Below are 19,210 nucleotides of genomic sequence, written 5' to 3' on the forward strand. Positions count from 1 at the left end.
CTCGTCCGCATCGCCCTCGGCATCGTCTTCAGCTTCCCGCTGCTGTTCATGTTCGTGTCCTCGCTCAAGCCCGACCAGCAGATCTTCGGCGACCTGTCCTCGATCGCGGCGTTCCTGCCTGTCGGCCACCTTTCGCTCGACAACTACTCGGCTGTCTTCGACCGGGTCCCCGCCGCGCGCTTCCTGGTCAACTCGATCGGCATCTCCGTGGTGACGGTGGTGCTCGGGGTGATCATCAACTCGATGGCCGCGTTCGCGCTGTCCCGCATGCGGGTCCGCGGAAAGGCGATCATCCTCACCCTCATCATCGCCACGCTCATCGTGCCCTTCGAAACCCTTGCCCTGCCGCTCGTGTGGTGGGTCAACCAGCTCCCCTGGCTCCAGCTCGACGGATTCAACCTCACCCTCACCACCGGCTGGCTCGACACCTACCGCGTGCAGATCCTCCCCTTCGTCGCCAACGCCTTCTCCATCTACCTCTTCCACCAGTACTTCGAGTCCATCCCGAAGGAACTCGACGAGGCGGCCCGCATGGACGGCGCAGGCTGGTTCACGATCTACCGCCGGGTGGTCATGCCGCTCTCCGGGCCGGCGATCGCCACGGTGGCCATCCTGACGTTCCTCCCGGCGTGGAACTCGTACCTGTGGCCCCTCATGGTGGTGCAGAGTGAGGAGCTCCGCCCCGTGATGATCGGGGTGCAGTACTTCTTCCAGCTCAACGTCTCCTGGGGCCAGGTCATGGCGTACACCTCGATCATCACGCTCCCGGTGGTGGCGCTGTTCGTGGCCTTCCAGCGCGCCTTCGTGAACAGCATTGCCGCCAGCGGGGTCAAGGGATGAACGTCCTTGTCATCGGAGAGAGCCTCGTCGACATCATCCACGCGCCGTCGGGCACCGAGGAGCACCCCGGCGGTTCGCCGGCGAACGTCGCCCTCGGCCTCGCACGGCTCGGGGTCCGGACATCGTTTCTGACGGCGCTGGGCACGGATCGGCGTGGGCAGGCCGTCGCGGACCACCTCGCCGGGGCCGGAGTGGCAGTCCTTGCCGAGTCCTGGTCGGCCCCCGCCACCTCGACTGCCTCGGCGTACATCGCGGACGACGGCGCCGCCCGCTACGCGTTCGACCTCGCCTGGGCGCTCCCCGCGGATATCCGGCTTCCCGTCGCCGACCATGTCCACATCGGGTCGGTGGCGGCGTTCCTCGCACCAGGCGCCCAAAGGGTCGAGGAGATCGTCAGGGCACTGCCCGCCGGAGCGACGGTGAGCTTCGATCCCAACATCCGTCCCGGCCTCGTCGGCGATCAGCGCGAGGCCCAGGAGCGCTTCGAGCGGCTTGCGGCCCTCGCCGACATCGTCAAGCTCAGCGACGATGACGCCGGTTTCCTGTACCCGGGGCTCCCGGCCCGCGAGGCGCTGGGCACCATCGCCGCGCTCGGGCCACGGGTGGTCGCGCTCACCGCCGGCGCCGCCGGTTCGCTGCTGGCGTCACCGCGGGGAACGGCCGACGCCGCCGCGGTGCCTGCCACGGTCGCGGACACCGTAGGCGCGGGCGACAGCTTCATGGCGGCCCTCCTCTTCGCCCTGCTCGGCCCGGGGCGCCCGCTCCTCGACACGCTCAGCGACGCCGCGCTCGCCTCGGCCGGAGCCTTCGCCGCCCGTGCAGCCGCCATCACGGTCTCCCGCACCGGTGCCGAGCCACCGCTCCTCGCCGAGATGGCCGCCGGATCCGTGTCCCCGTCGCACACCCTGCTACAGAACTGACCCATCATGACTTCGATCGCCTCCGCGCCCACGCGCGACCGCTACCGTCCGCGCCTGCACTACACGCCGGCCAGGAATTGGATGAACGATCCGAACGGCCTCATCTTCCACCGCGGCGTGTACCACCTCTTCTACCAGCACAATCCCTTCGGTGCGGACTGGGGCAACATGTCCTGGGGCCACGCAACCTCCACCGACCTGCACACCTGGGCCGAGCAGCCCGTTGCGATCCCCTGCGACGACGAAGAAGCCATCTTCTCCGGAAGCGCTGTGGTGGACGAACGCAACACCTCGGGATTCGGCGATGGCTCTGCAGCACCCATGGTCGCCGTCTACACCAGCGCCTACGGCAAGGAGTCGTCCCGCCCCGGCATCCAGGCCCAGTCCCTCGCCTACAGCCTCGACGAAGGACGGACCTGGACCAAGTACGCCGGCAACCCGGTGCTGGACCGCGGCTCCTCAGACTTCCGCGACCCCAAAGTCTTCTGGTACGAGGGTCCTGCCGGGGCCTACTGGGTCATGGCCGCCGTCGAGGCCGCAGAGCAGCGCGTGCTCCTGTACAAGTCGGCCGACCTCATCCACTGGGAGTACCTCAGCGACTTCGCAGCAGACGGACCTCCTGAGAGCGTCTGGGAATGTCCCGACCTGTTCGAACTGCCCCTTGACGGCGACCCCGAGCGCACCGTGTGGGCGCTCATCGTCAGCGTCAATCCCGGCGGTGTGGCCGGCGGCTCCGGCACCCGGTACTTCCTTGGGTCCTTCGACGGCGTGCGCTTCACCGAACAGTCCACGCAGCCCTCCACGGCGCCTCCCCGCGAGCCGTCACTGCGGGGCTCCTGGCTCGACTGGGGCCGCGACTACTACGCGGCTGTCTCCTTCGGCGGCCTCCCGCACCGCCGCGTCATGATGGGCTGGATGAACAACTGGGACTATGCGGCCGCGACGCCCACAGGCGTCTGGCGGAGCGCCATGTCGCTTCCCCGGGAGATCACGGTGCGGACGGTCAATGGGCATCCTCGCCTCATCCAGACCCCCATCGTCCCGCCAGCAGCCCAGACCACCGATGCCACGGAGGTCCTCGGCGCCGCCGGATCGGGCCGACGCGCCGCCCTCGCAACGCCCGCCCACGGGAAGGTCCACCGCGTGAGCATCAGCGCCACCGCCCCAGCGGCCGGAACGTTCGGACTGCGGATCGGAGGCCCCGGCGCTGAGGGCGCGCGACTGACCGTGGACCCTGCGGCGGGTGAGATCCGGCTCGATCGCCGCGGTTCGGGGCGGGTGGACTTCCACCAGGACTTCCCCTCCATCGAACGCGCTCCGCTCGAGGCTGGCGAGCGGATGGACCTCGAGGTCTACATCGACGCCTGCTCCCTCGAGGTCTTCATCCAGGGCGGCCTGGCGACCATCACGGACCTCGTCTTCCCCCACGGGCGGGACACCGAGATCGAGCTCTTCGCGGACCCCTCAGTCGTCCTGGCCACGGTGGAGGTCGCGGTCCTGGGTTGACACCGAGGGGACCGCGGCGCCGCGCCTCGTCCCTTCTGCCCCTCCCACGCTCAGCGGACGATCTTGAAGTTGAAGGCCGGGCCGCCCAGGGCGCCCCAGAGCCGGAGCCAGACCGGGAGCATCATCTCGGTGCCGCGGGCGGCGGTGATGTCGCCGAGGTCGATCACGTCGCGGTGGCCCAGCTCGGCCAGGAGGCCGGCCACGGCGGCCTTCGCCCCGGCGTCGTTCCCGGCGACGAACACGGTGCCCGGCTCGGGGAGCTGCTCAGGGTGGGCCATGAGCGAGGCGTTGACGGTGTTGAGGGTCTTCACCACGTGGGCCGCGGGGTAGGCGCGCTGGATCTGCTCGCCGAGCGAGTCGGTGTCCTTGACGAACAGGGTGGGCGGCATGCCGTGGCTGAAGTCCAGGGGGTTGGCGACGTCCATGAGGACCTTGCCCGCGAGCTGGTGCGCCCCGGCGAGCTCGAGGACGTCGAGGGAGGCCGCCCCGTTGCTGGCGTTGACCACGAGGCGGGCGGCAGCGGCGGCGTCGGCAAACGTGGCGACGCCCACGGCGCGGTTCCGCGCCGCCCAGTCGCCGAACTCGCCCTCGCCGGTGCGGGCGAGCGTGTCCTTCGGGTCGCGCGTGCCGATCGTGACGGTGTGTCCGAGCTCGGCGAAGCGCGCGGCGAGCGTGCGCCCCACGATGCCGGTGCCGAGGACTGCGATGTCCATGAGGTGTCCCTTCGGAGGAGGTTTCTGGGCTGTGGAAGGTGGGGGCTTCTAGCTGACCTGCGCGCCGCCGTCGACGTCAAGGACCGCGCCGGTCACGAACGTGTTGGCCATGAGGAACAGGGCCGCCGCGGCCACGTCCTCGGGGAGGCCGGCGCGCCCCGCGGGGACGCTGGCGGCGTAGCCGTCGAGCATGCCCTGGCGCATGTCCGCGGGCATCCCGGCGTAGGCGGGGGTGTCGACCAGTCCGGGGGCGATGACGTTGACCCGGATGGGGGCGAGGTCCACGGCGTTGGCCTTGCCGAACGCCTCGAGGGCCGCGTTGATGGCCGCCATCATGGGCCGGCCGGGGGCGTGCTTGCGGCTCGCCGCTCCCCCGACCAGCGTGATCGAGCCTTCCGGAGCGATCCGGCCGGCGGCGGCCCGCACGGCCTCGTAGTAGCCCCAGAACTTGGTGTCCATGTAGGGCCGGGCGGCCTCGGCGGGCAGGTCGCGGACGGTGCCCATCGCGCCGGGGCCGGCCGAGAGGACGAGGTGGTCGAACGCGCCGATCCGGCCGAAGAGGGACTCGACCGAGCTGCCCGAGGTCAGGTCGACGCCCTCGAGCGCGGCGCTGGCGGGCAGGCCCACGCCCTCCGTGGTGCGGGCGGCGGCGGTGACGCGGGCGCCGGCGGCGAGGGAATGCTCGACGACGGCGCGGCCGATCCCCGAGGTGCCGCCGATGACGACGACGTGCTGGCCGGCAAGGTTCTGGGCGCTCATGGCAGCCTCCAAAGTGTTCGGCGTGGATGTGACGGATCGTTCCGTTCCAAGATTGTGACGGATCGTTCCGTCTGTCAAACTGGAAGCCGGAATCGCGGGACGAGATGAAAGCGAGGTGGGCCCGGATGGCTCGCAGGACGGCCGAGGAGAACCGGCGCAACATCCTCGACGTGGCCACGCGCCTGTTCTACCGGCAGGGCATCCGGGCAGTCGGGATGGACGCGGTGGTGAAGGAGTGCGGGGTCGGCAACGCCACGGTCTACCGCCAGTTCCCCACGAAGGACGCCCTCGCCACCGCCTACGTGGAGGGCCGCGCCGACGCCTGGTTCGAGCGCATGGAACAGGCGGCGAGCGAGCACCCCGATCCGCGGCACAAGCTGCTCGCGGTCTTCGAGGTCCTCGCCGAGGACACCGCGGGGGCCGGGTACCGCGGCTGCCCCATGCTGAACACCAACACCGAGTTCCCCGACGGCGGCCACCCGGCGCACCTGACGGCGGTGGCGCACAAGCAGCAGGTGCGGGACTGGTTCCGCTCCCTCGCAGCCGAGGCGGGGACGTCCGAGCCCGACCGGCTCGCCGACGATCTGCTGATCGTCCTCAACGGCGCCTACGCCACGGCCGCCGTCCTCGACGGCGCGGCCTACGGCGGCCGCGCCCTCGACCTGGCCTGGCGCCTCATCGAGGCGGGCTGCCCCGCGGACTGACCCGCCGCCGTCGTGCACGGCCGGCTCCGGAACGGCTCAGCCCCGCGGGCCGCCCAGGTCCTCGGCCTCGCGCACGTACCGTTCGAGGGCCTGCGCGAGCGGGTGCGCGCCGTGGGCCGGCAGGACGAGCTCGAGGGAGACCTCCGGCGAGTCCGCCACGGCGATGTACCGCACGTCCGGGTGGGGGTGCTGGCGTGCCGTGGCGGGCAGGACACCGATGCCGCGCCCGGCCGCGACCATCTCGATCCACTCGTCGTAGTTGCGGCTGCTGACCGCCACCTCGGGCCGCTGGCCGGCGGGCCACATCTCCGGCCCCACGGTGCCGCTGACGGCATTGACCACGAGCGGGTAGGCGGGCAGTTCCGCCCACCGCAGCCGGCGCCGCCGGGCGAGGGGGTGCTCGCGGGCGACGGCGACCACGCGGGCCTCCGTAGCCAGCTCCACGGTGCGCAGCGACGGGAGCGTCCCGGTCCCGCCGTACACGATCGCCGCGTCCGTGCTGCCGTCCGCGACCCCGCCCCACCGGTCGTCCCGGCGCACGAGCTGCACCTGCGCTCCCGTCGCCGCGGCGAGCCCGTCGATCAGGTGCCGGGCGAGCTCGCTGGGCAGCAGCCAGGTGAACCCGAGCCGGAGGACGTCCGCCTCCTTCACCGCCCGCAGCGCCGCATCGAGGCGCGGCAGGACCGCGGCGAGCTCGCCGCGGAGCCGGTCCCCCGCCGTCGTGAGCGCCACGCTGCGGGTGGTCCGGTCCACGAGGCGCGCCCCGAGGGAGCGCTCGATCCGGGCGACGGCGCGGGTGAGCGACGGCTGGCTGACACCCTCGAGGGCGGCGGCCCGCGTGAAGTGCCCCTCCTCGGCCAGGGCCATGAAGAGTCTCAGGTCGCGCAGGCCAGGATCCATGCACTTATTGTATGAATCGGACGGGAACGGCATTTCACTCCGAGGTCTGGGAAGCCTAGCGTCGATCCGGCATTGGACCGGAGGGCATCACGGCGTGCGGGCCGCCCCGGATCCGCAGAGGACGCACGCCGGAAAGCCGTATGCCTCCGTGCTCAGCAACGATGTGCTCCGCTCCACCACCACTCCCCTGGGCGGCCCGGCCTATCCCCAGGGCCCCTACCGGTTCGTCAGCCGGGAGTACCTGAACATCACCTATCGCACGGACCCGGAGGCCCTGCGGGCGATCGTGCCCGAGCCGCTCGAGGTCGCGGACCCGCTGGTCCGCTTCGAGGTGATCCGCATGCCGGACAGCTCGGGGCTCGGCGACTACACCGAGTCGGGACAGGTCCTGCGGGTGCGGCACGAGGGCCGGGACGTGGACTACATCCACAGCATGTACCTCGACAACGGCCCGGCGATCTCCCTCGGCCGCGAGGGCAGCGCCTACCCGAAGAAGCTCGGCAGGCCCCGCCTGTTCACCGACTCGGACACGCTCGTGGGAACCCTCGACTACGGCAGCCTGCGCGTGGCCACGGCCACGATGGGCTTCAAGCACGCGCCCATGGACCCCGAGGAGGCCCGGGCCGAGATCGCCGTCCCGACCCTGATGCTCAAGCTCATGCCCGGCTACGACGGCACGCCCCGCATCGCCGAGCTCGTGCAGACCCAGATCGAGGACCTCACCATCCGCGGGGCCTGGACGGGGCCGGCGCGGCTCGAGCTCTTCGCCCACGCCATGGCGCCGCTCGCCGACCTGCCGGTGCGGGAGATCGTCTCCGCGAGCCACATCCTGACCGACCTCACCCTGCCGCGCGCCGAGCTCGTGCACGACTACCTGGCCGCGTGACCGCTTCCCGGCCCGTGACCACCTCCCAGCCCGTGAACACCACCCAGAACGAGGACCCCCGCATGACCGCACAGACCCCCGCCCCCTTCTCGGACGTCGTCCGCCTCGACCTGGCCGGCCGCACAGCCCTGGTCACCGGGGCCGGCAGCGGGATCGGCCGCGCCATCGCGCTGCGCCTGCCCCGCGCCGGGGCCCACGTGAAGGCCCTGGACATCTCCGCCCCCGCGCTCGAGGAGGTCACCGGGATCACCGGCGGCTCGAGCCACGTCGTCGATCTCTCCGACCTGGACGCGCTCGGGCGCGTCGACCTGGACGCGGACGTGGTGGTCAACTGCGCCGGCATCCAGCACGTCGCCCCCATCACCGAGTTCCCCGAGGAGAAGTTCTCGCTCATCCTGCGGATCATGCTCGAGGCGCCGTTCCGCATCATCAAGGCCGCGCTGCCGGGCATGTACGAGCGCGGCTGGGGCCGGATCATCAACATCTCCTCGGTCCACGGGCTGCGGGCCTCGGAGTTCAAGAGTGCCTACGTTGCGGCCAAGCACGGCCTCGAGGGCCTCTCCAAGGTCGTGGCGCTCGAAGCGGCCGCCCACGGTGTCACCTCCAACTGCGTCAACCCCGGCTACGTCCGCACGCCGCTGGTCGACAAGCAGATCGAGGCGCAGGCCGCGGCCCATGACATCTCCGAGGACGAGGTCCTCAGCGGCGTGATGCTCGCCTCCGCGGCGCTCAAGCGGCTCGTGGAGCCCGAGGAGATTGCCGAGATGGCCGCCTTCCTCTGCAGCCCCATGGCCGCGTCGATGACCGGCACCTCCCTCGTGGCCGACGGCGGCTGGAGCGCCCGCTGACCCCATAACCCGCTGCGGGCTGGCGCCTACGGGCCCGGTCGGGCGAAGGCGGCCTCCGGTGCTGACGGCACGGGTGCCATCCCGAAGCTGCTCGGCAGAGCGCTGCGGAAGGCCTGGCCGGTGGCGCCGTCCTCGGTGGCCGCCCAGTCCACCGTCGGATTGCCGGGCTGGTTCTCCTGCTTGATCCACTCGAACCAGACGGCCAGCCTCAGCCGGGGGAACCGCGCCCGCAGCTGCGGCTCGAAGAGCTGGTCCCACCAGGCCTTCTTGATGCTCAGGGCCGAGGCGCCGTCGGGATGTGAAAGGTTGTAGAAGGCGCCCGTCTCGCAGATGGCGAAGGGCTTGCTGTGCCCGTCCGCGTAGAGGCTGTAGAAGTCTGGCACCGCGGTTTCGTCCACAGAGGCGCTCCGATAGGTGCCGGTGATCTTCCCGATGAGCTTGCCCGGCTCGGGCACCGTGTTCTTGCCCCACGGGTAGGCGGTGCCGAAGTGGTAGACGGAGAGGCCCACCCAGTCCACGGCGTCGTCCCCGGGCCAGTAGGGGCTGTACGGGTCGTCCTCCTGGGTGAGGCGCCCGTCCTTGTCGGTGTCCAGGGCTGTGAAGTCTGCGGTCCCGGGTTTCGCCTCGTACGCTCCTCCCTCGAAGGGGTAGCCGCCGCCCTCGTTGGGGGCCCAGATCGTCCCGGAGCCCGCGGAGCCGTGGACGGCGGCCGCAACCTGCCGGAACTTCTCGATGTACTCCGCCGGCCTCTGCCCCCACGGGTACCAGGAGCCGTTCATCTCCTGCCCGAACCGGACGAGGACGGGCACCCCGAGGCCGTTCCACGCCTGGAGCGACCGGGTGAGCTCTGCCAGCGCCGCTGGCGTCACCGCACCGAGCCCTCCCCGCGGTTCGAGCGTCAGCATGAGCGACGAGCGGCGCTGGGCGAGCTCGTGCGCCTGGGCGTCGATGGACGCCTTGTCTGCGGGCTGGAGGGGGAAGTCGATGTAGAACCCGTAGAGGGCGGGCGCCTGGCCCAGCCGGGCGGCGTAGCCCCCCACCGTGTCGCGCGCGCTGTCCAGCTGGACGCCGAAGTAGGTCTGGGGGCTGCTCTGCGGCGGCGCGGGGGCGCTCTGCCCGTGGGCCACCGTCGCGATGATCCCGGCGGCCAGTGCGAGCGCTGCCATCGCCAGCTTGAGGCGGACGGGCAGGCTCGGCGGCATGCTAGTGCCTCGCTTGGGTCTTCAGGACGATGAGGGCGACCGCCAGTGCGGCCTCCACGACGATGACCGCGGCGAGGACCAGCGCCATGCCGCCCAGGACGGCGCCGGCGCGGAGGGCGGCCGCCAGCGGCAGGAGGACGTACGCCGTCACGACCGCCAGCGCCCCGAGGACCATCAGGAGGCGGCCCGTCAGGGCAGCGAACCGGACTCGGGCGACGGCGGGCGCCGGCTCCTCCGCACGGGGCACGGCCCCCGTCCGGGGGGCGGTGCCGTCCGCCGCGAGGGTGGAGGCGTGCCCCTCTGGTGCGGTCCTGTCATCGACGAGGGTCGTTGCGCTCATGGCCTAGCCTTTCCTGGTCTGGGCGGCATCCGCCTCGAGGGTTTTGGGGGTGGGGACCCAGCTGACGCGCCGTGTCCCACGGGCCCAGGCCAGCACGGCCCACAGCGCCGCGGAGCTCTCGATCAGTCCCGCGATCGGAGCAGCCACCACGGCCCTGGCGATCTCGGTCTTCCGGGTGGACCCGTCCAGGCCGGAATCGGCGAGGTTGTGCCACGCTCCGACGAAGACCGAGCCGATCCACATCATCCCGACCAGGGAGAGCCACGCGCTGGCCGGCCCTGGCAGGGGCGCGGCCTGATTGAGGTAAATCGAGGCGACCGTCTTCGTGAGGAAGGCCGGAAGGACAGCGAAGGACAGGACCGAGACCACACATCCCATGGCAAAGGAGGCGATCCGGTAGCGCGTGCCCCAGAGCAGGGCGAATCTCGTCGTCGCGGAGAGCGCCCCGAACCGGCTGCTGCGCTTGAGGTCCGCGAGGCCCTGCAGCACTCCGAAGACCCAGCGGTACCGCTGCTTGAAGGCACTGCGTACTGAAAAGGGCGGTTGCTCCAGCATGACGCAGCCGTGCCACCCGAAGATGTCCCCTCCGTACCGGGTGAACGCCTTCATGCCGAACACGTAGTCCTCGGCGATGAACGGCTCGCCGTCCAGGCATCCGATATCCCAGCCGATTTCATTCTCGAGGGATTCCTCGATCACCAGATTCGATCCGTGGAGGTGGAGCGGAGTTCCCGCCTCCATCACGTGACGGCATTCGTAGCAGCCAATCGGCCGGTTCGCTTCCATAGAGCGGCACATCGGCGAGGCCTGGAGGTAATCGAGGGGATAGAAGATAGGGCCCTCGAGAATGCTGCTGGGAGTTTCGGCGAGGCACCCCATGAGCTTGCGCAGTTCCCCGGGGACCATCACGCTCTCCTCGTCGTAATGGACAATGAACGTCCTGCCCGGCTTCCTGTTCCACAGCGCACGCCGTTGCTCGACCGCGTAGTGCAGCCCTCGGGCCTTCATCTGCGTCCCCGCCGGAGTCTGGTACTCGGAGGGGATGACGAGGACATCGACCTCCACCGGGGCGTGGGCGAAGGCCTTCAGCAGCCGCTCGCCCTGTGCTTCGGATTCGGTGACGACCTCCACGGAGAGGAACCGCCCATAGAACTCGGGGGCCTCGTCCGCGAGCGCGATCACGTTGTCGATGCCCCGTTCGATGACCTCGAAGCTGCCGGCCGCACCTCGGGTGGTGATCTGGATCTTCACGAAGGGCACCGCCACGGAACGGAGATTCTCCGTGGTGACGGACTCGAGCCGCCGGTACTTCTTCCAGTGGAGCAGGAAGCTCCTCCAATACGAGAACATCCGCCAGCCGATGAACGACACGGCGGCGAAAAGGAGAATTCCGACGCCAGTGAGAATGTCGTCGAAGAACGAGGCCATGGATCCCCCCAGATCATTAGAGCGCGGACCAACGGCCCTCCGGGCATGGACGGAATGTCCGAATGGAAATGCCCGGAGGCGAAGCCGTTTCTTGACTTTCGAGACCGTTGCTTGACTCTAAGCTGCGCAATCGGAGTGATTCACCAGTAGCCCTTACCCGATATTCGCGGGGCGTTACTGGTGCGTTACTGGGCGCCGGCGGACACGGGTACGCGGGCGGCCGCGGGAGGGGTACGGTGCCTGTACGCAACGGGCCGGCGGCGTGCACCGCCGACTACTTACCGAGGGCTCGGTATCGGTTCCATGGGGGCAGCGAAGGTCCTCGAAGCTGTCCTCCCCGGCCGACGTCGGGGAAGAAAGAGCGATGAGCGCCAAACCGGCCTGGGCCATCGAAGACCTCGCCGACCAGTTGCCCTAGCAGCCGCGACCCCTGCCGATCGCCTCCTTCGGCGCCTCTCAACACGCCGGCCCCGGGCACCTACACTTCCCCCTGGAAGTGCCGATCAGCGCTGGTCGGAATGCAGGGGGCTCATCATGATGCTTGTCGACGGGATCCGCGCGTTGAGGGCTGTCTCTGCCCTCGTGGTGGGGTGCGTCGTCCTCGCGGGATGCGGCTCCGGCCAGAGCACCCCGCCGGCCAGGACCGACCCTCCGGGGCAGAACATGACGCTCAGGTCCAAGCGGCCCGATCCGAGCAGCACAGACGCGCACCCGCTGGCGAACCTGCTGAGCGACCCGGTCTTCGCCTCGCTCCCTCCCGGCTCGACCAAGACCGGCGAGCAGAAGACCCCTGCGCACAACGACCCGGTCGTCTTCGGATCCGGCGGAACCTTCGGAGCCAGCTACGAGGTCGACTTCACTTCCACGGCACCTGCATCGGACGTCCTTTCGGACCTCGACAGGCGCGCCCGGGCGGCAGGCTGGGACGCCGTGGCCAAGGACCGCGACGGGAGGACTGCCCAGTGGGCGAAGGCATACCCGGACGGGAGCGGTGCCCGCCTCATGATCTATCCGAACAACCCCGAGAACGCACCCGGTCCGGGCCACTACTCCCTGACCGGCTCGATCTGAGAACCGACAGCGCGGCGGCAGTCGCCGGCCGCGCTCGAAGGCACGTAAGCCCCTCCGGCGTCCTCGTCCGGTCGCAAGCCCGGAGGAGGACGATCGTTGCCACGAACGCTGTAGGCATGGGGTGATCCCGTGGGGCGGGTCCGCGGAAGCCCCCCATGAACGAAACTCCCGCGACCCCGCCACCCTCCGCCAGAGCCAGCGGATCCAATACCGTCCTACCCAATGCGCGACAAGTCAGTCAATTGATTATCCAGAGAATGTCATCTCCGTTTGGGTCGAACCGCCGGCGCGAGGAATGCCTGGGTCCACGGGCGAATCGGCCCGCGGGCTGCTCGAGCACCGTCTCCCGCGGCACGTTTGGCAGTCGCGGAATCGGGCAACGACCGCACTGGCGGGCCGGTGCCCGCCGGCGACGGTGCGGAAGAGCCGCTGTCACTCGGACGGAACCCTCGAGGGGGATCCCATGGGTGCCGAGACCCAGCACGAACCAGCCGGACCGGTGTACGAGGACATCCTCCGCCAGATCGCCCGCGCCAAGACCCACGTATCGTCGCCCACGCCCTCCTTCCGGTCATCATGGCAGCGAGCGCAATCAGCGGCAAAGGGCTAGCGGGGGCAGGGTATGCACCGCTTGCCGGGCACTGCTCGCAAGAGGATTCTTCAGCGGACGACAGTTCGGCCTCGTGGGAAGAATGCCCTCACAGGCAGGAGCAGCCCAAGCAGTGACAGGGCAATGAAGACGACCTGGTGGATGTGGTCCTTGCCCGGCGGCAGTTCGAAGACCAGATGGATGGTCCAGAAAACGGGGTAGAACCAGAGCGCGATCCAGGCCCAGCGCTCGCGCCGGCGGTACGGGATCACCGCGAGGAGGCCGCCGAGCAGGCCCAGTCCGATCGAGGCGAGTCCGTCGGCGCGGTAGAGCAACTCGTCGGCGCCCATCGGCGCGATGGCGATCACTACGCCGAAGCCCATGATGCCGAGGCTCACGACTCCCAGACCGATCCAGCCGATCCGCAAAGGCCACCGCCGCTCACCCACCTGGTTCACCCTACGCTTCGTCCCAACGCGGGATGTCGCCGGGGCCCAGGCGCCGTAGACCAGATGGGAACCTCCACCGCATGCAGGCCCACGCCCGGACCAAGCTCAGCCTCCTGCACAATCTCCACATCTAGGACCGCATCGACCCTGGAAGCTGAGGGGACCCCCGGCATGCGACGGCCCCGACCTTTGCCGAAAGGCCGCCGGTGTCTGCTGTGCGTTCCCGGGTCAGGTGCTGGTGAGCTGTCCGAGGATGAGGTCGAGCTTGCGGCTGAGGGCCGCTTTCAGGTCGAAGCCGGCGGGCTCTTCGAGGAGCCATCGGTTCTGCGTGTCGAAGTAGACCGCGGCGAGGATCTCGGCAACATCCTGGGCCGAGATCCCCTTGAGGAGCTCCCCGGTGGCCGCGCCGTCGTCAAGCGCGGCAGTGAGCGCTGGCGGGATGGGCTGGGGGACGACCATCTGCCCGCGCAGCATCCGGGTCAGCTGGCGTTCACGCTCGTTGACCTCGGCCAGCACGTCGTAGAGGCGGTGCAGCCGCTCGCGCATCGAGCCGGCGCCCAGGACGTCGGCGGCCGCCGCCTCCTGCCTGCGCCGTTCTCCCCAGGCGAGGACGAAGTCCCGCTTGGCCGGGTAGTGGTTCAGCACGGTCTGGCGGGCGACGTCCGCGCGCTCGGCGATCTGGTCGATCGTTGTTGACTCGAAGCCCTGCGCCTCGAACAGCGACAGGGCCGCTTCCAGCAGCCGGGCCCGCATCCTCAGACGCTGCCGCTCGCGCCGGCCCAAGACTGCTTCCGCCATGGGACCGAGTCTGCCACGAAGTCCAGCCTGGAGTATATTTCTAGTCTCCAGACTAGAAATATACTGCCGAAGGAGCTATCCCATGCCCGCAACTGACGACCATCGTGTCGCCCTCGTGACGGGAGCCTCGCGGGGCATCGGCCGCGCGGTTGCCGAGCGCCTCGCCGCAGACGGCTGTTCCCTCGCCCTGGGCTACGGACAGGACGCGGGCGCGGCGGAGGAGGTCGTGGCAGCGGTCGAGGGGCTGGGGTCGCGCGCGGTCCCAGTGCAAGCGGACGTCACCGACCCGGCGGCCGTCGCGGCGCTGTTCGACGCCGCCGAAGAGGCCTTCGGCGGCGTCGACGTCGTCGTCCACGCAGCAGCCCGCATGTCGCTCTCGCCCCTGGCAGAATTCGACCTCGAAGAATTGGAGCGGATGCTGAGGACCAACGTGCTCGGCACCTTCGTCGTGAGCCAGCAGGCTGCCCGAAGGGTCCGCTGCGGCGGCGCGGTCGTGAACTTCTCCTCCTCCGTCATCGGCCGCGTCCTGCCCGGCTACACCGGCTACGCGGCCAGCAAGGCCGCCGTCGAGGCGATGACCTTCGTCCTCGCCCACGAGCTCCGCGGCCGGGACATCACCGTCAACGCCATCGCCCCCGGGCCGACGGCCACCGACATGTTCCTCGAGGGCAAGAGCCCCGAGCAGGTCGAGTTCTTCGCGAACGCCTCGCCCCTGGAGCGCCTCGGCACACCGGAGGACATCGCCAACGCGGTCGCGTTCCTCGTCGGCCCGTCCGGACACTGGATCAACGGTCAGGCCCTCCGCGCAAACGGCGGACTCAACTGACCGCATCCCCTAGGTGTGGGCGCCCTTGGGGGTGATTCAGAGACCGAGTTCGAGTCGGGCTTGTTCCCAGAGCTCGGGTGTGTGGGCCACGAGAAGGCCCGCCCCCCTCCGCCAGGAGCAGGGCGCCAGGCGCATGGTCCCACGGAAGCGTGCGCCAGTACTCGGGCTCGTGGACCGGCGGCCTCCTCGGGCACTCGCTGCCGTTCGCAGAAGGGTGCTGCACGAGTCGCTCTCTGGCCCCCCTCGGGTCTCAGGCTACCCGCCGGCCCCGACGGTCGACGCCGGGACGTCGCCTGCCGCGCCCGGCCGCGGTTTCACCTACTGGCGAGTTGGGTAATCTCCGCCCAATCGGGCCCGCTGGCGCCGCTCAGGCTGCCTTCTTCCGTCCGTTCGCGAGAAACGAGGTGGGATGGCCGAGCATCGCCGCGACGGTGGGGAGCAGGACCTGGTGGGGGGCCGGTACCGGCTGCTCGAGGTGATCGGGCGGGGGTCGACGGCGGTGGTGCACCGGGCGCGCGACGAGTCCCTGGGCCGGGAGGTCGCCGTCAAGGTGATGCAGCCCGGGGCCATGGACGAGGCGGAGCTGCGGCGCAGCGACACGGAGGTGAAGCTCCTCGCCCAGCTCAGCCACCCCGGCCTGGTCACGCTCCTCGACGCCGGGACGGAGCGCACCGCCGGCGGCGCCGCGCGCGTCTACCTCGTCATGGAGCTGGTCACCGGAGCGGACCTGCGCGAGCACCTCCGGCACGGGCCGCTCGAGTCCTCGGCCGTGGCGGAGATCGGCCACGACCTGTGCGAGGCCCTCGCCTACGTCCACGCCCGCGGCGTGGTGCACCGGGACATCAAGCCGGCCAACATCCTCCTGCTGGACCACCCGGAGGAGGCCGCGCGGTTCCACGCCAAGCTCACCGACTTCGGCATCGCCTGGATCCCCGACTCCGAGCTGACGCTCGAGGACGCGGTCTCTGGCACCCCGGCCTTCCTCAGCCCGGAACAGGTCCGCGGCGACCATGCGGGCCCGGAGAGCGACGTCTACTCGCTGGGCCTCGTGCTGCTCCAGTGCCTCACCGGGCGGCTCGCCTTCCCCGGGCCGCCGCTCGAGAGCGCCGTCCGGCGGCTCACCCTCCCGGCGCCCATCCCGGACGACGTCGATCCCCTGTGGCGTCAGCTTCTGGCCGGGATGACGGCCATGGACCCGGCCGCGCGCCCCAGCGCGGCGGAGGCGGCGGCGGCCCTGCAGCGGCTGGCCGCCCTCGGCACCCTCGCGGGTCCGCTGCCCGAGCTCGCGGAGGCGGAGGAGGCGCTGCGCCTGGCAGAGGTGCGCAGCTACGCGGCGCCGGCCAGCGCTCAGTCCGCCGCCTTCGACCGCATCACCCGCCTGGCCTCCCGCGTCCTGGGCGTCCCGATGGCCACCGTGAGCATCGTGGACGCGGACAGGATCTGGTTCCTCTCCACCCACGGCCTCGAGGCGGACCACGTGGACCGGCACCCGGGCCTGTGCGCCTCCGCGGTGCTGCAGGATGACCTCTGGGTGCTCCCCGACGCCGCCGCGGATCCCCTCGCGGTGGCCAACCCGCTCGTGTGCGGGGACCTCGGCGTGCGGTTCTACGCCGCCGTCCCCCTCAAGACCCCCGCCGGGGCGAACATCGGCACGCTGTCCGTCCTGGACCGGGTGCCGCGCACCCTCTCGAGGTCCCACGCGGCGACGCTGCGCGACCTGGCCGGCCTCGTCATGGACCAGCTCGTGCTGCGCCGGGCCACGCTCGAGGCGAGCTCCCCCGCCGTCGTGCCTGCCGCCGTCGTGCCTCCCGCCGTCGTCCCCGCGCCGCAACCGGTACGCACGCCGGAACCGATGCCCGCAGAACAGGCGCCCCTCGTGGGTCTCCCCAACGCGGGCTGACCCCGGGAACCCCGCCCTGGGACTAAAGGCCCTCCAGAGCCGCGGGCATCTCGTGGATCGTTGTCAGTGAACGGTCTTGGGAGGTTCAGGAGGAGAGCCATGAAGGACGTGCCCGCACGCCTGCCCCGCCACCACTGGGCCTCCGCGCCCAGCGACCCGTGGCACGGCCTGCCCCCGCTGCCCCCGGATGCGGACCCGATCGATCCGTACGCCCACCGCCGCCAGGAGCAGCTCCTCGACGACCTGATCCGGGCCGGCCTCAGCGAGGAGCAGGCGCTCGCGCAGCTCGCCCGCCTCGAGGCCGGGGACCTCTGGAGCGGGTAGGCGCGGCGCCTCAGTCCTCCGCGTCGAGCCGCTCCGGCGCCGCCTCGAGCACCACGGCACTGCGGGCGGGGACCGTGTAGACCTCGTTGGCGGCTGCGGTCTCCCCCACGAGGTGGTCGGCGCACGTGGTGAGCACGGTGGTCCACTTGTGCGGGAAGACGCCGCCGGGGATGTGGTAGTCCACGTCGTTGTCCGCGGCGTTGAGGATCACCAGGAAGTCCGAGTCCCCCGGGGCGCCGTGCCGGCCCACGGCGGGCACGGCGTTGCCGTTGAGGAAGAAGGCGAGGGACTTCGCCCAGTCCTCGTCCCAGTCGGCCTGGCCCATCGAGGACCCGTCGGCGTCGATCCACGCGATGTCCGGCAGCGGGTCGCCCTCGGCCGGGTCCACCGGGCAGCCGTCGAAGAAGGCCCGGCGGCGGAACACGGGATGGTCGGCGCGCAGGCGCAGCAGGCGCCGGGTGAAGTCGGCCAGGTCGGTGTCGGCGTGCTCCCAGTCGATCCACGTGGTGGCGTTGTCCTGGCAGTAGGCGTTGTTGTTCCCGCCCTGGGTCCGGCCCAGCTCGTCGCCGTGGGAGAGCATGGGCACGCCTTGGGAGAGCACGAGGGTGAGCAGGATGTTGCGCTGCTGGCGGGCGCGCAGCTCGAGCACCCCGGGATCGTCGGTGGGCCCTTCGACGCCGCAGTTCCACGAGCGGTTGTCGTCGGCGCCGTCGCGGCCGCCCTCGCCGTTGGCCTCGTTGTGCTTGCCGTTGTAGGAGACCAGGTCGCGCAGGGTGAAGCCGTCGTGTGCGGTGACGAAGTTGATCGAGGCGCTGGGCCTGCGCCCGAGCTCCTCGTACAGGTCCGCGGAGCCGGCCACGCGCATGGACAGCTCGCGCAGCGTCCCGGGCTCGCCGCGCCAGAAGTCGCGCACGCAGTCGCGGAACTTGCCGTTCCACTCGGTCCACTGCGGCGGGAAGTTGCCCACCTGGTACCCGCCGGGGCCCACGTCCCACGGCTCGGCGATGAGCTTGGTGCGGGACAGGATGGGGTCCGCGGCCATGAGCTCGAAGAACGGCGAGACCATGTCCACGTTCCCCTCCTCGCGGGCCAGGGTGGCGGCGAGGTCGAACCGGAACCCGTCCACGTGCATCTCGGTGACCCAGTACCGCAGCGAGTCCAGGACCAGCTGGAGGGTGAGCGGGTGGCCCACGTTGAGGGAGTTCCCGGTGCCGGTGTAGTCCATGTAGTAGAACTCGTTGCCGGGCACGAGGTGGTAGTAGGCGGCGTTGTCGATCCCCCGGTAGCTCAGCTGGGGCCCGAGGTGGTTGCCCTCGGCGGTGTGGTTGTAGACCACGTCGAGGAACACCTCGATCCCGGCGCGGTGGTAGGCCTTGACGAGCTCCTTGAACTCGTAGATCTGCTGCCCGTGGTCCCCGGAGGAGGAGTAGAACGAGTGCGGGGCGAAGAAGCCGATCGTGTTGTAGCCCCAGTAGTTGACCAGGCCCTTGTCCAGCAGGGTGGAGTCGTTGACGAACTGGTGGACCGGCATGAGCTCCACGGCGGTGACGCCGAGCTCGGCGAGGTGACGCACGACGGCGGGGTGGGCGGCTCCCGCGTACGTCCCCCGGAGCGCTTCGGGAACCTCGGGGTGCAGCTGGGTGAGGCCCTTGAGGTGCGCCTCGTAGATGACCGTCTCGTTGTACGGGGTGCGCGGGTGGGTGTCCCCCTCCCAGTCGTACTCGCCGTGGTCCACCACCACGGAGAGCATGCTGTGGCCGAGGGAGTCCGAGGTGTCCATGGTGGCGGGGTCGCCGAAGACGTAGGCGTGCATCTGCTGGCCCCACTCGTTGCGGCCGGAGACGGCGAGGGAGTGCGGGTCCAGGAGCAGCTTGGAGGGGTTGAACCGCAGCCCGCGGGCCGGGTCCCAGGGCCCGTGGACGCGGTAGCCGTAGTGCTGGCCGGCGGCGCACGCGGGCACGGTGCCCTCCCAGCGCACGGCCTGCCCCGCGGCGGTGGTGCCGGTGCGGGCGAGGTCGAAGCAGCGCTGCTCCCACGTCTCGTGGTCCACGAGGCAGACCTCCACGCGCTCGGCCTCCGGGGCGGTGGCGAGGGCAAAGTCGGTGCCGGCTGCCGTGGGCCGGGCGCCCCAGTAGGCGTCCTGGGTGTTTGGCTCCATTCGCTGAGGGTAGCGGAGAATCGGCGGCGCGGAGGTGAAGGGTCGCAGG

General features: G+C 70.6%; 19 protein-coding genes. 10 read left to right on the top strand and 9 right to left on the bottom strand.

Annotated features, from left to right (window positions below):
• Positions 1–48: 48 nt before the first annotated feature.
• From SA2016_RS14200 to SA2016_RS14210, 3 genes are read left to right on the top strand one after another with little or no spacing between them, the layout of a single operon-like run.
• Positions 49–840, top strand: a complete 792-nt coding sequence (locus SA2016_RS14200) for a carbohydrate ABC transporter permease (RefSeq protein ID WP_229710783.1) — start codon at positions 49–51, stop codon at positions 838–840.
• A complete protein-coding gene (locus SA2016_RS14205) occupies positions 837–1,760 on the top strand; it encodes a PfkB family carbohydrate kinase (protein WP_066499221.1) in 924 nt (307 codons plus the stop codon). Before SA2016_RS14200 ends, SA2016_RS14205 begins: the two co-directional genes overlap by 4 nt.
• 6 nt (positions 1,761–1,766) lie before the next feature.
• The gene (locus SA2016_RS14210) at positions 1,767–3,266 is read left to right on the top strand and encodes a glycoside hydrolase family 32 protein (RefSeq protein ID WP_066499223.1); all 1,500 of its coding nucleotides are present in this window, start codon (positions 1,767–1,769) and stop codon (positions 3,264–3,266) included.
• Positions 3,267–3,316: 50 nt separating this feature from the next.
• Here the strand turns inward: SA2016_RS14210 and SA2016_RS14215 are convergent, their stop codons facing one another.
• Both SA2016_RS14215 and SA2016_RS14220 read right to left on the bottom strand, forming a co-directional pair.
• Positions 3,317–3,979, bottom strand: coding sequence for an NADPH-dependent F420 reductase (locus SA2016_RS14215; RefSeq protein ID WP_066499226.1), 663 nt, complete (start codon positions 3,977–3,979; stop codon positions 3,317–3,319).
• 48 nt (positions 3,980–4,027) lie between these two features.
• Positions 4,028–4,738: an SDR family oxidoreductase gene (locus tag SA2016_RS14220; RefSeq protein ID WP_066499228.1), complete on the bottom strand. Its 711-nt coding sequence runs from the start codon at positions 4,736–4,738 to the stop codon at positions 4,028–4,030.
• A 125-nt stretch (positions 4,739–4,863) separates the two neighbouring features.
• Here SA2016_RS14220 and SA2016_RS14225 point away from each other — a divergent pair, with 125 nt between their 5' ends.
• A complete protein-coding gene (locus SA2016_RS14225) occupies positions 4,864–5,442 on the top strand; it encodes a TetR/AcrR family transcriptional regulator (RefSeq protein ID WP_066499231.1) in 579 nt (192 codons plus the stop codon).
• Positions 5,443–5,478: 36 nt separating this feature from the next.
• On the opposite strand, the gene SA2016_RS14230 is transcribed toward SA2016_RS14225, so the two are convergent.
• Positions 5,479–6,342 (bottom strand): LysR family transcriptional regulator, encoded by an 864-nt coding sequence (locus SA2016_RS14230; protein WP_066499232.1) that lies wholly within the window; start codon positions 6,340–6,342, stop codon positions 5,479–5,481.
• Positions 6,343–6,490: 148 nt separating this feature from the next.
• Here SA2016_RS14230 and SA2016_RS14235 point away from each other — a divergent pair, with 148 nt between their 5' ends.
• Together SA2016_RS14235 and SA2016_RS14240 are read left to right on the top strand one after the other, a co-directional pair.
• The gene (locus SA2016_RS14235; protein WP_066502604.1) at positions 6,491–7,228 is read left to right on the top strand and encodes an acetoacetate decarboxylase; all 738 of its coding nucleotides are present in this window, start codon (positions 6,491–6,493) and stop codon (positions 7,226–7,228) included.
• A gap of 62 nt (positions 7,229–7,290) precedes the next feature.
• On the top strand, positions 7,291–8,076 hold the full coding sequence (locus tag SA2016_RS14240) for a 3-hydroxybutyrate dehydrogenase (RefSeq protein ID WP_066502607.1): 786 nt from the start codon (positions 7,291–7,293) through the stop codon (positions 8,074–8,076).
• A 26-nt stretch (positions 8,077–8,102) separates the two neighbouring features.
• Here the strand turns inward: SA2016_RS14240 and SA2016_RS14245 are convergent, their stop codons facing one another.
• Genes SA2016_RS14245 through SA2016_RS14255 form a run of 3 tightly spaced genes read right to left on the bottom strand, consistent with a single transcriptional unit; the run spans position 8,103 to position 10,989 of the window.
• Positions 8,103–9,278, bottom strand: a complete 1,176-nt coding sequence (locus SA2016_RS14245) for a glycoside hydrolase family 26 protein (protein ID WP_066499233.1) — start codon at positions 9,276–9,278, stop codon at positions 8,103–8,105.
• 1 nt (position 9,279) lies between these two features.
• Positions 9,280–9,618 (bottom strand): hypothetical protein, encoded by a 339-nt coding sequence (locus tag SA2016_RS14250; protein ID WP_066499235.1) that lies wholly within the window; start codon positions 9,616–9,618, stop codon positions 9,280–9,282.
• A 3-nt stretch (positions 9,619–9,621) separates the two neighbouring features.
• Positions 9,622–10,989, bottom strand: a complete 1,368-nt coding sequence (locus SA2016_RS14255) for a glycosyltransferase family 2 protein (protein WP_169803079.1) — start codon at positions 10,987–10,989, stop codon at positions 9,622–9,624.
• 591 nt (positions 10,990–11,580) lie between these two features.
• On the opposite strand from SA2016_RS14255, the gene SA2016_RS14260 reads away from it, so the two are divergent.
• On the top strand, positions 11,581–12,117 hold the full coding sequence (locus tag SA2016_RS14260) for a hypothetical protein (protein WP_066499239.1): 537 nt from the start codon (positions 11,581–11,583) through the stop codon (positions 12,115–12,117).
• A gap of 660 nt (positions 12,118–12,777) precedes the next feature.
• Here the strand turns inward: SA2016_RS14260 and SA2016_RS14265 are convergent.
• Both SA2016_RS14265 and SA2016_RS14270 read right to left on the bottom strand, forming a co-directional pair.
• Positions 12,778–13,104, bottom strand: a complete 327-nt coding sequence (locus SA2016_RS14265) for a hypothetical protein (RefSeq protein ID WP_218030553.1) — start codon at positions 13,102–13,104, stop codon at positions 12,778–12,780.
• A 279-nt stretch (positions 13,105–13,383) separates the two neighbouring features.
• A complete protein-coding gene (locus tag SA2016_RS14270; protein ID WP_084249543.1) occupies positions 13,384–13,953 on the bottom strand; it encodes a TetR/AcrR family transcriptional regulator in 570 nt (189 codons plus the stop codon).
• Between the two features lie 82 nt (positions 13,954–14,035).
• Between SA2016_RS14270 and SA2016_RS14275 the strand changes: the two genes are divergently transcribed.
• The 3 genes from SA2016_RS14275 (at position 14,036) to SA2016_RS14285 (ending at position 17,003) form a co-directional block, all read left to right on the top strand.
• The gene (locus SA2016_RS14275) at positions 14,036–14,779 is read left to right on the top strand and encodes an SDR family oxidoreductase (RefSeq protein ID WP_066499243.1); all 744 of its coding nucleotides are present in this window, start codon (positions 14,036–14,038) and stop codon (positions 14,777–14,779) included.
• Between the two features lie 409 nt (positions 14,780–15,188).
• The gene (locus SA2016_RS14280; protein ID WP_084249544.1) at positions 15,189–16,679 is read left to right on the top strand and encodes a protein kinase domain-containing protein; all 1,491 of its coding nucleotides are present in this window, start codon (positions 15,189–15,191) and stop codon (positions 16,677–16,679) included.
• Positions 16,680–16,778: 99 nt separating this feature from the next.
• On the top strand, positions 16,779–17,003 hold the full coding sequence (locus tag SA2016_RS14285) for a hypothetical protein (RefSeq protein ID WP_066499244.1): 225 nt from the start codon (positions 16,779–16,781) through the stop codon (positions 17,001–17,003).
• Between the two features lie 10 nt (positions 17,004–17,013).
• Here SA2016_RS14285 and glgX read toward each other — a convergent pair whose 3' ends face one another.
• Positions 17,014–19,161, bottom strand: coding sequence for a glycogen debranching protein GlgX (glgX, locus tag SA2016_RS14290; RefSeq protein ID WP_066499245.1), 2,148 nt, complete (start codon positions 19,159–19,161; stop codon positions 17,014–17,016).
• Positions 19,162–19,210 lie beyond the last annotated feature (49 nt).

This window comes from Sinomonas atrocyanea (genome assembly GCF_001577305.1).
GTDB lineage: Bacteria > Actinomycetota > Actinomycetes > Actinomycetales > Micrococcaceae > Sinomonas > Sinomonas atrocyanea.

Excerpts from the sequence above, each read along its gene's own strand:
- SA2016_RS14200 (WP_229710783.1), top strand. The coding sequence starts at position 49 with ATGTTCGTGTCCTCGCTCAAGCCCGACCAGCAGATCTTCGGCGACCTG.
- SA2016_RS14205 (WP_066499221.1), top strand. The coding sequence starts at position 837 with ATGAACGTCCTTGTCATCGGAGAGAGCCTCGTCGACATCATCCACGCG.
- SA2016_RS14210 (WP_066499223.1), top strand. The coding sequence starts at position 1,767 with ATGACTTCGATCGCCTCCGCGCCCACGCGCGACCGCTACCGTCCGCGC.
- SA2016_RS14215 (WP_066499226.1), bottom strand. The coding sequence starts at position 3,979 with ATGGACATCGCAGTCCTCGGCACCGGCATCGTGGGGCGCACGCTCGCC.
- SA2016_RS14220 (WP_066499228.1), bottom strand. The coding sequence starts at position 4,738 with ATGAGCGCCCAGAACCTTGCCGGCCAGCACGTCGTCGTCATCGGCGGC.
- SA2016_RS14225 (WP_066499231.1), top strand. The coding sequence starts at position 4,864 with ATGGCTCGCAGGACGGCCGAGGAGAACCGGCGCAACATCCTCGACGTG.
- SA2016_RS14230 (WP_066499232.1), bottom strand. The coding sequence starts at position 6,342 with ATGGATCCTGGCCTGCGCGACCTGAGACTCTTCATGGCCCTGGCCGAG.
- SA2016_RS14240 (WP_066502607.1), top strand. The coding sequence starts at position 7,291 with ATGACCGCACAGACCCCCGCCCCCTTCTCGGACGTCGTCCGCCTCGAC.
- SA2016_RS14245 (WP_066499233.1), bottom strand. The coding sequence starts at position 9,278 with ATGCCGCCGAGCCTGCCCGTCCGCCTCAAGCTGGCGATGGCAGCGCTC.
- SA2016_RS14250 (WP_066499235.1), bottom strand. The coding sequence starts at position 9,618 with ATGAGCGCAACGACCCTCGTCGATGACAGGACCGCACCAGAGGGGCAC.
- SA2016_RS14260 (WP_066499239.1), top strand. The coding sequence starts at position 11,581 with ATGATGCTTGTCGACGGGATCCGCGCGTTGAGGGCTGTCTCTGCCCTC.
- SA2016_RS14270 (WP_084249543.1), bottom strand. The coding sequence starts at position 13,953 with ATGGCGGAAGCAGTCTTGGGCCGGCGCGAGCGGCAGCGTCTGAGGATG.
- SA2016_RS14275 (WP_066499243.1), top strand. The coding sequence starts at position 14,036 with ATGCCCGCAACTGACGACCATCGTGTCGCCCTCGTGACGGGAGCCTCG.
- SA2016_RS14280 (WP_084249544.1), top strand. The coding sequence starts at position 15,189 with ATGGCCGAGCATCGCCGCGACGGTGGGGAGCAGGACCTGGTGGGGGGC.
- SA2016_RS14285 (WP_066499244.1), top strand. The coding sequence starts at position 16,779 with ATGAAGGACGTGCCCGCACGCCTGCCCCGCCACCACTGGGCCTCCGCG.
- glgX (WP_066499245.1), bottom strand. The coding sequence starts at position 19,161 with ATGGAGCCAAACACCCAGGACGCCTACTGGGGCGCCCGGCCCACGGCA.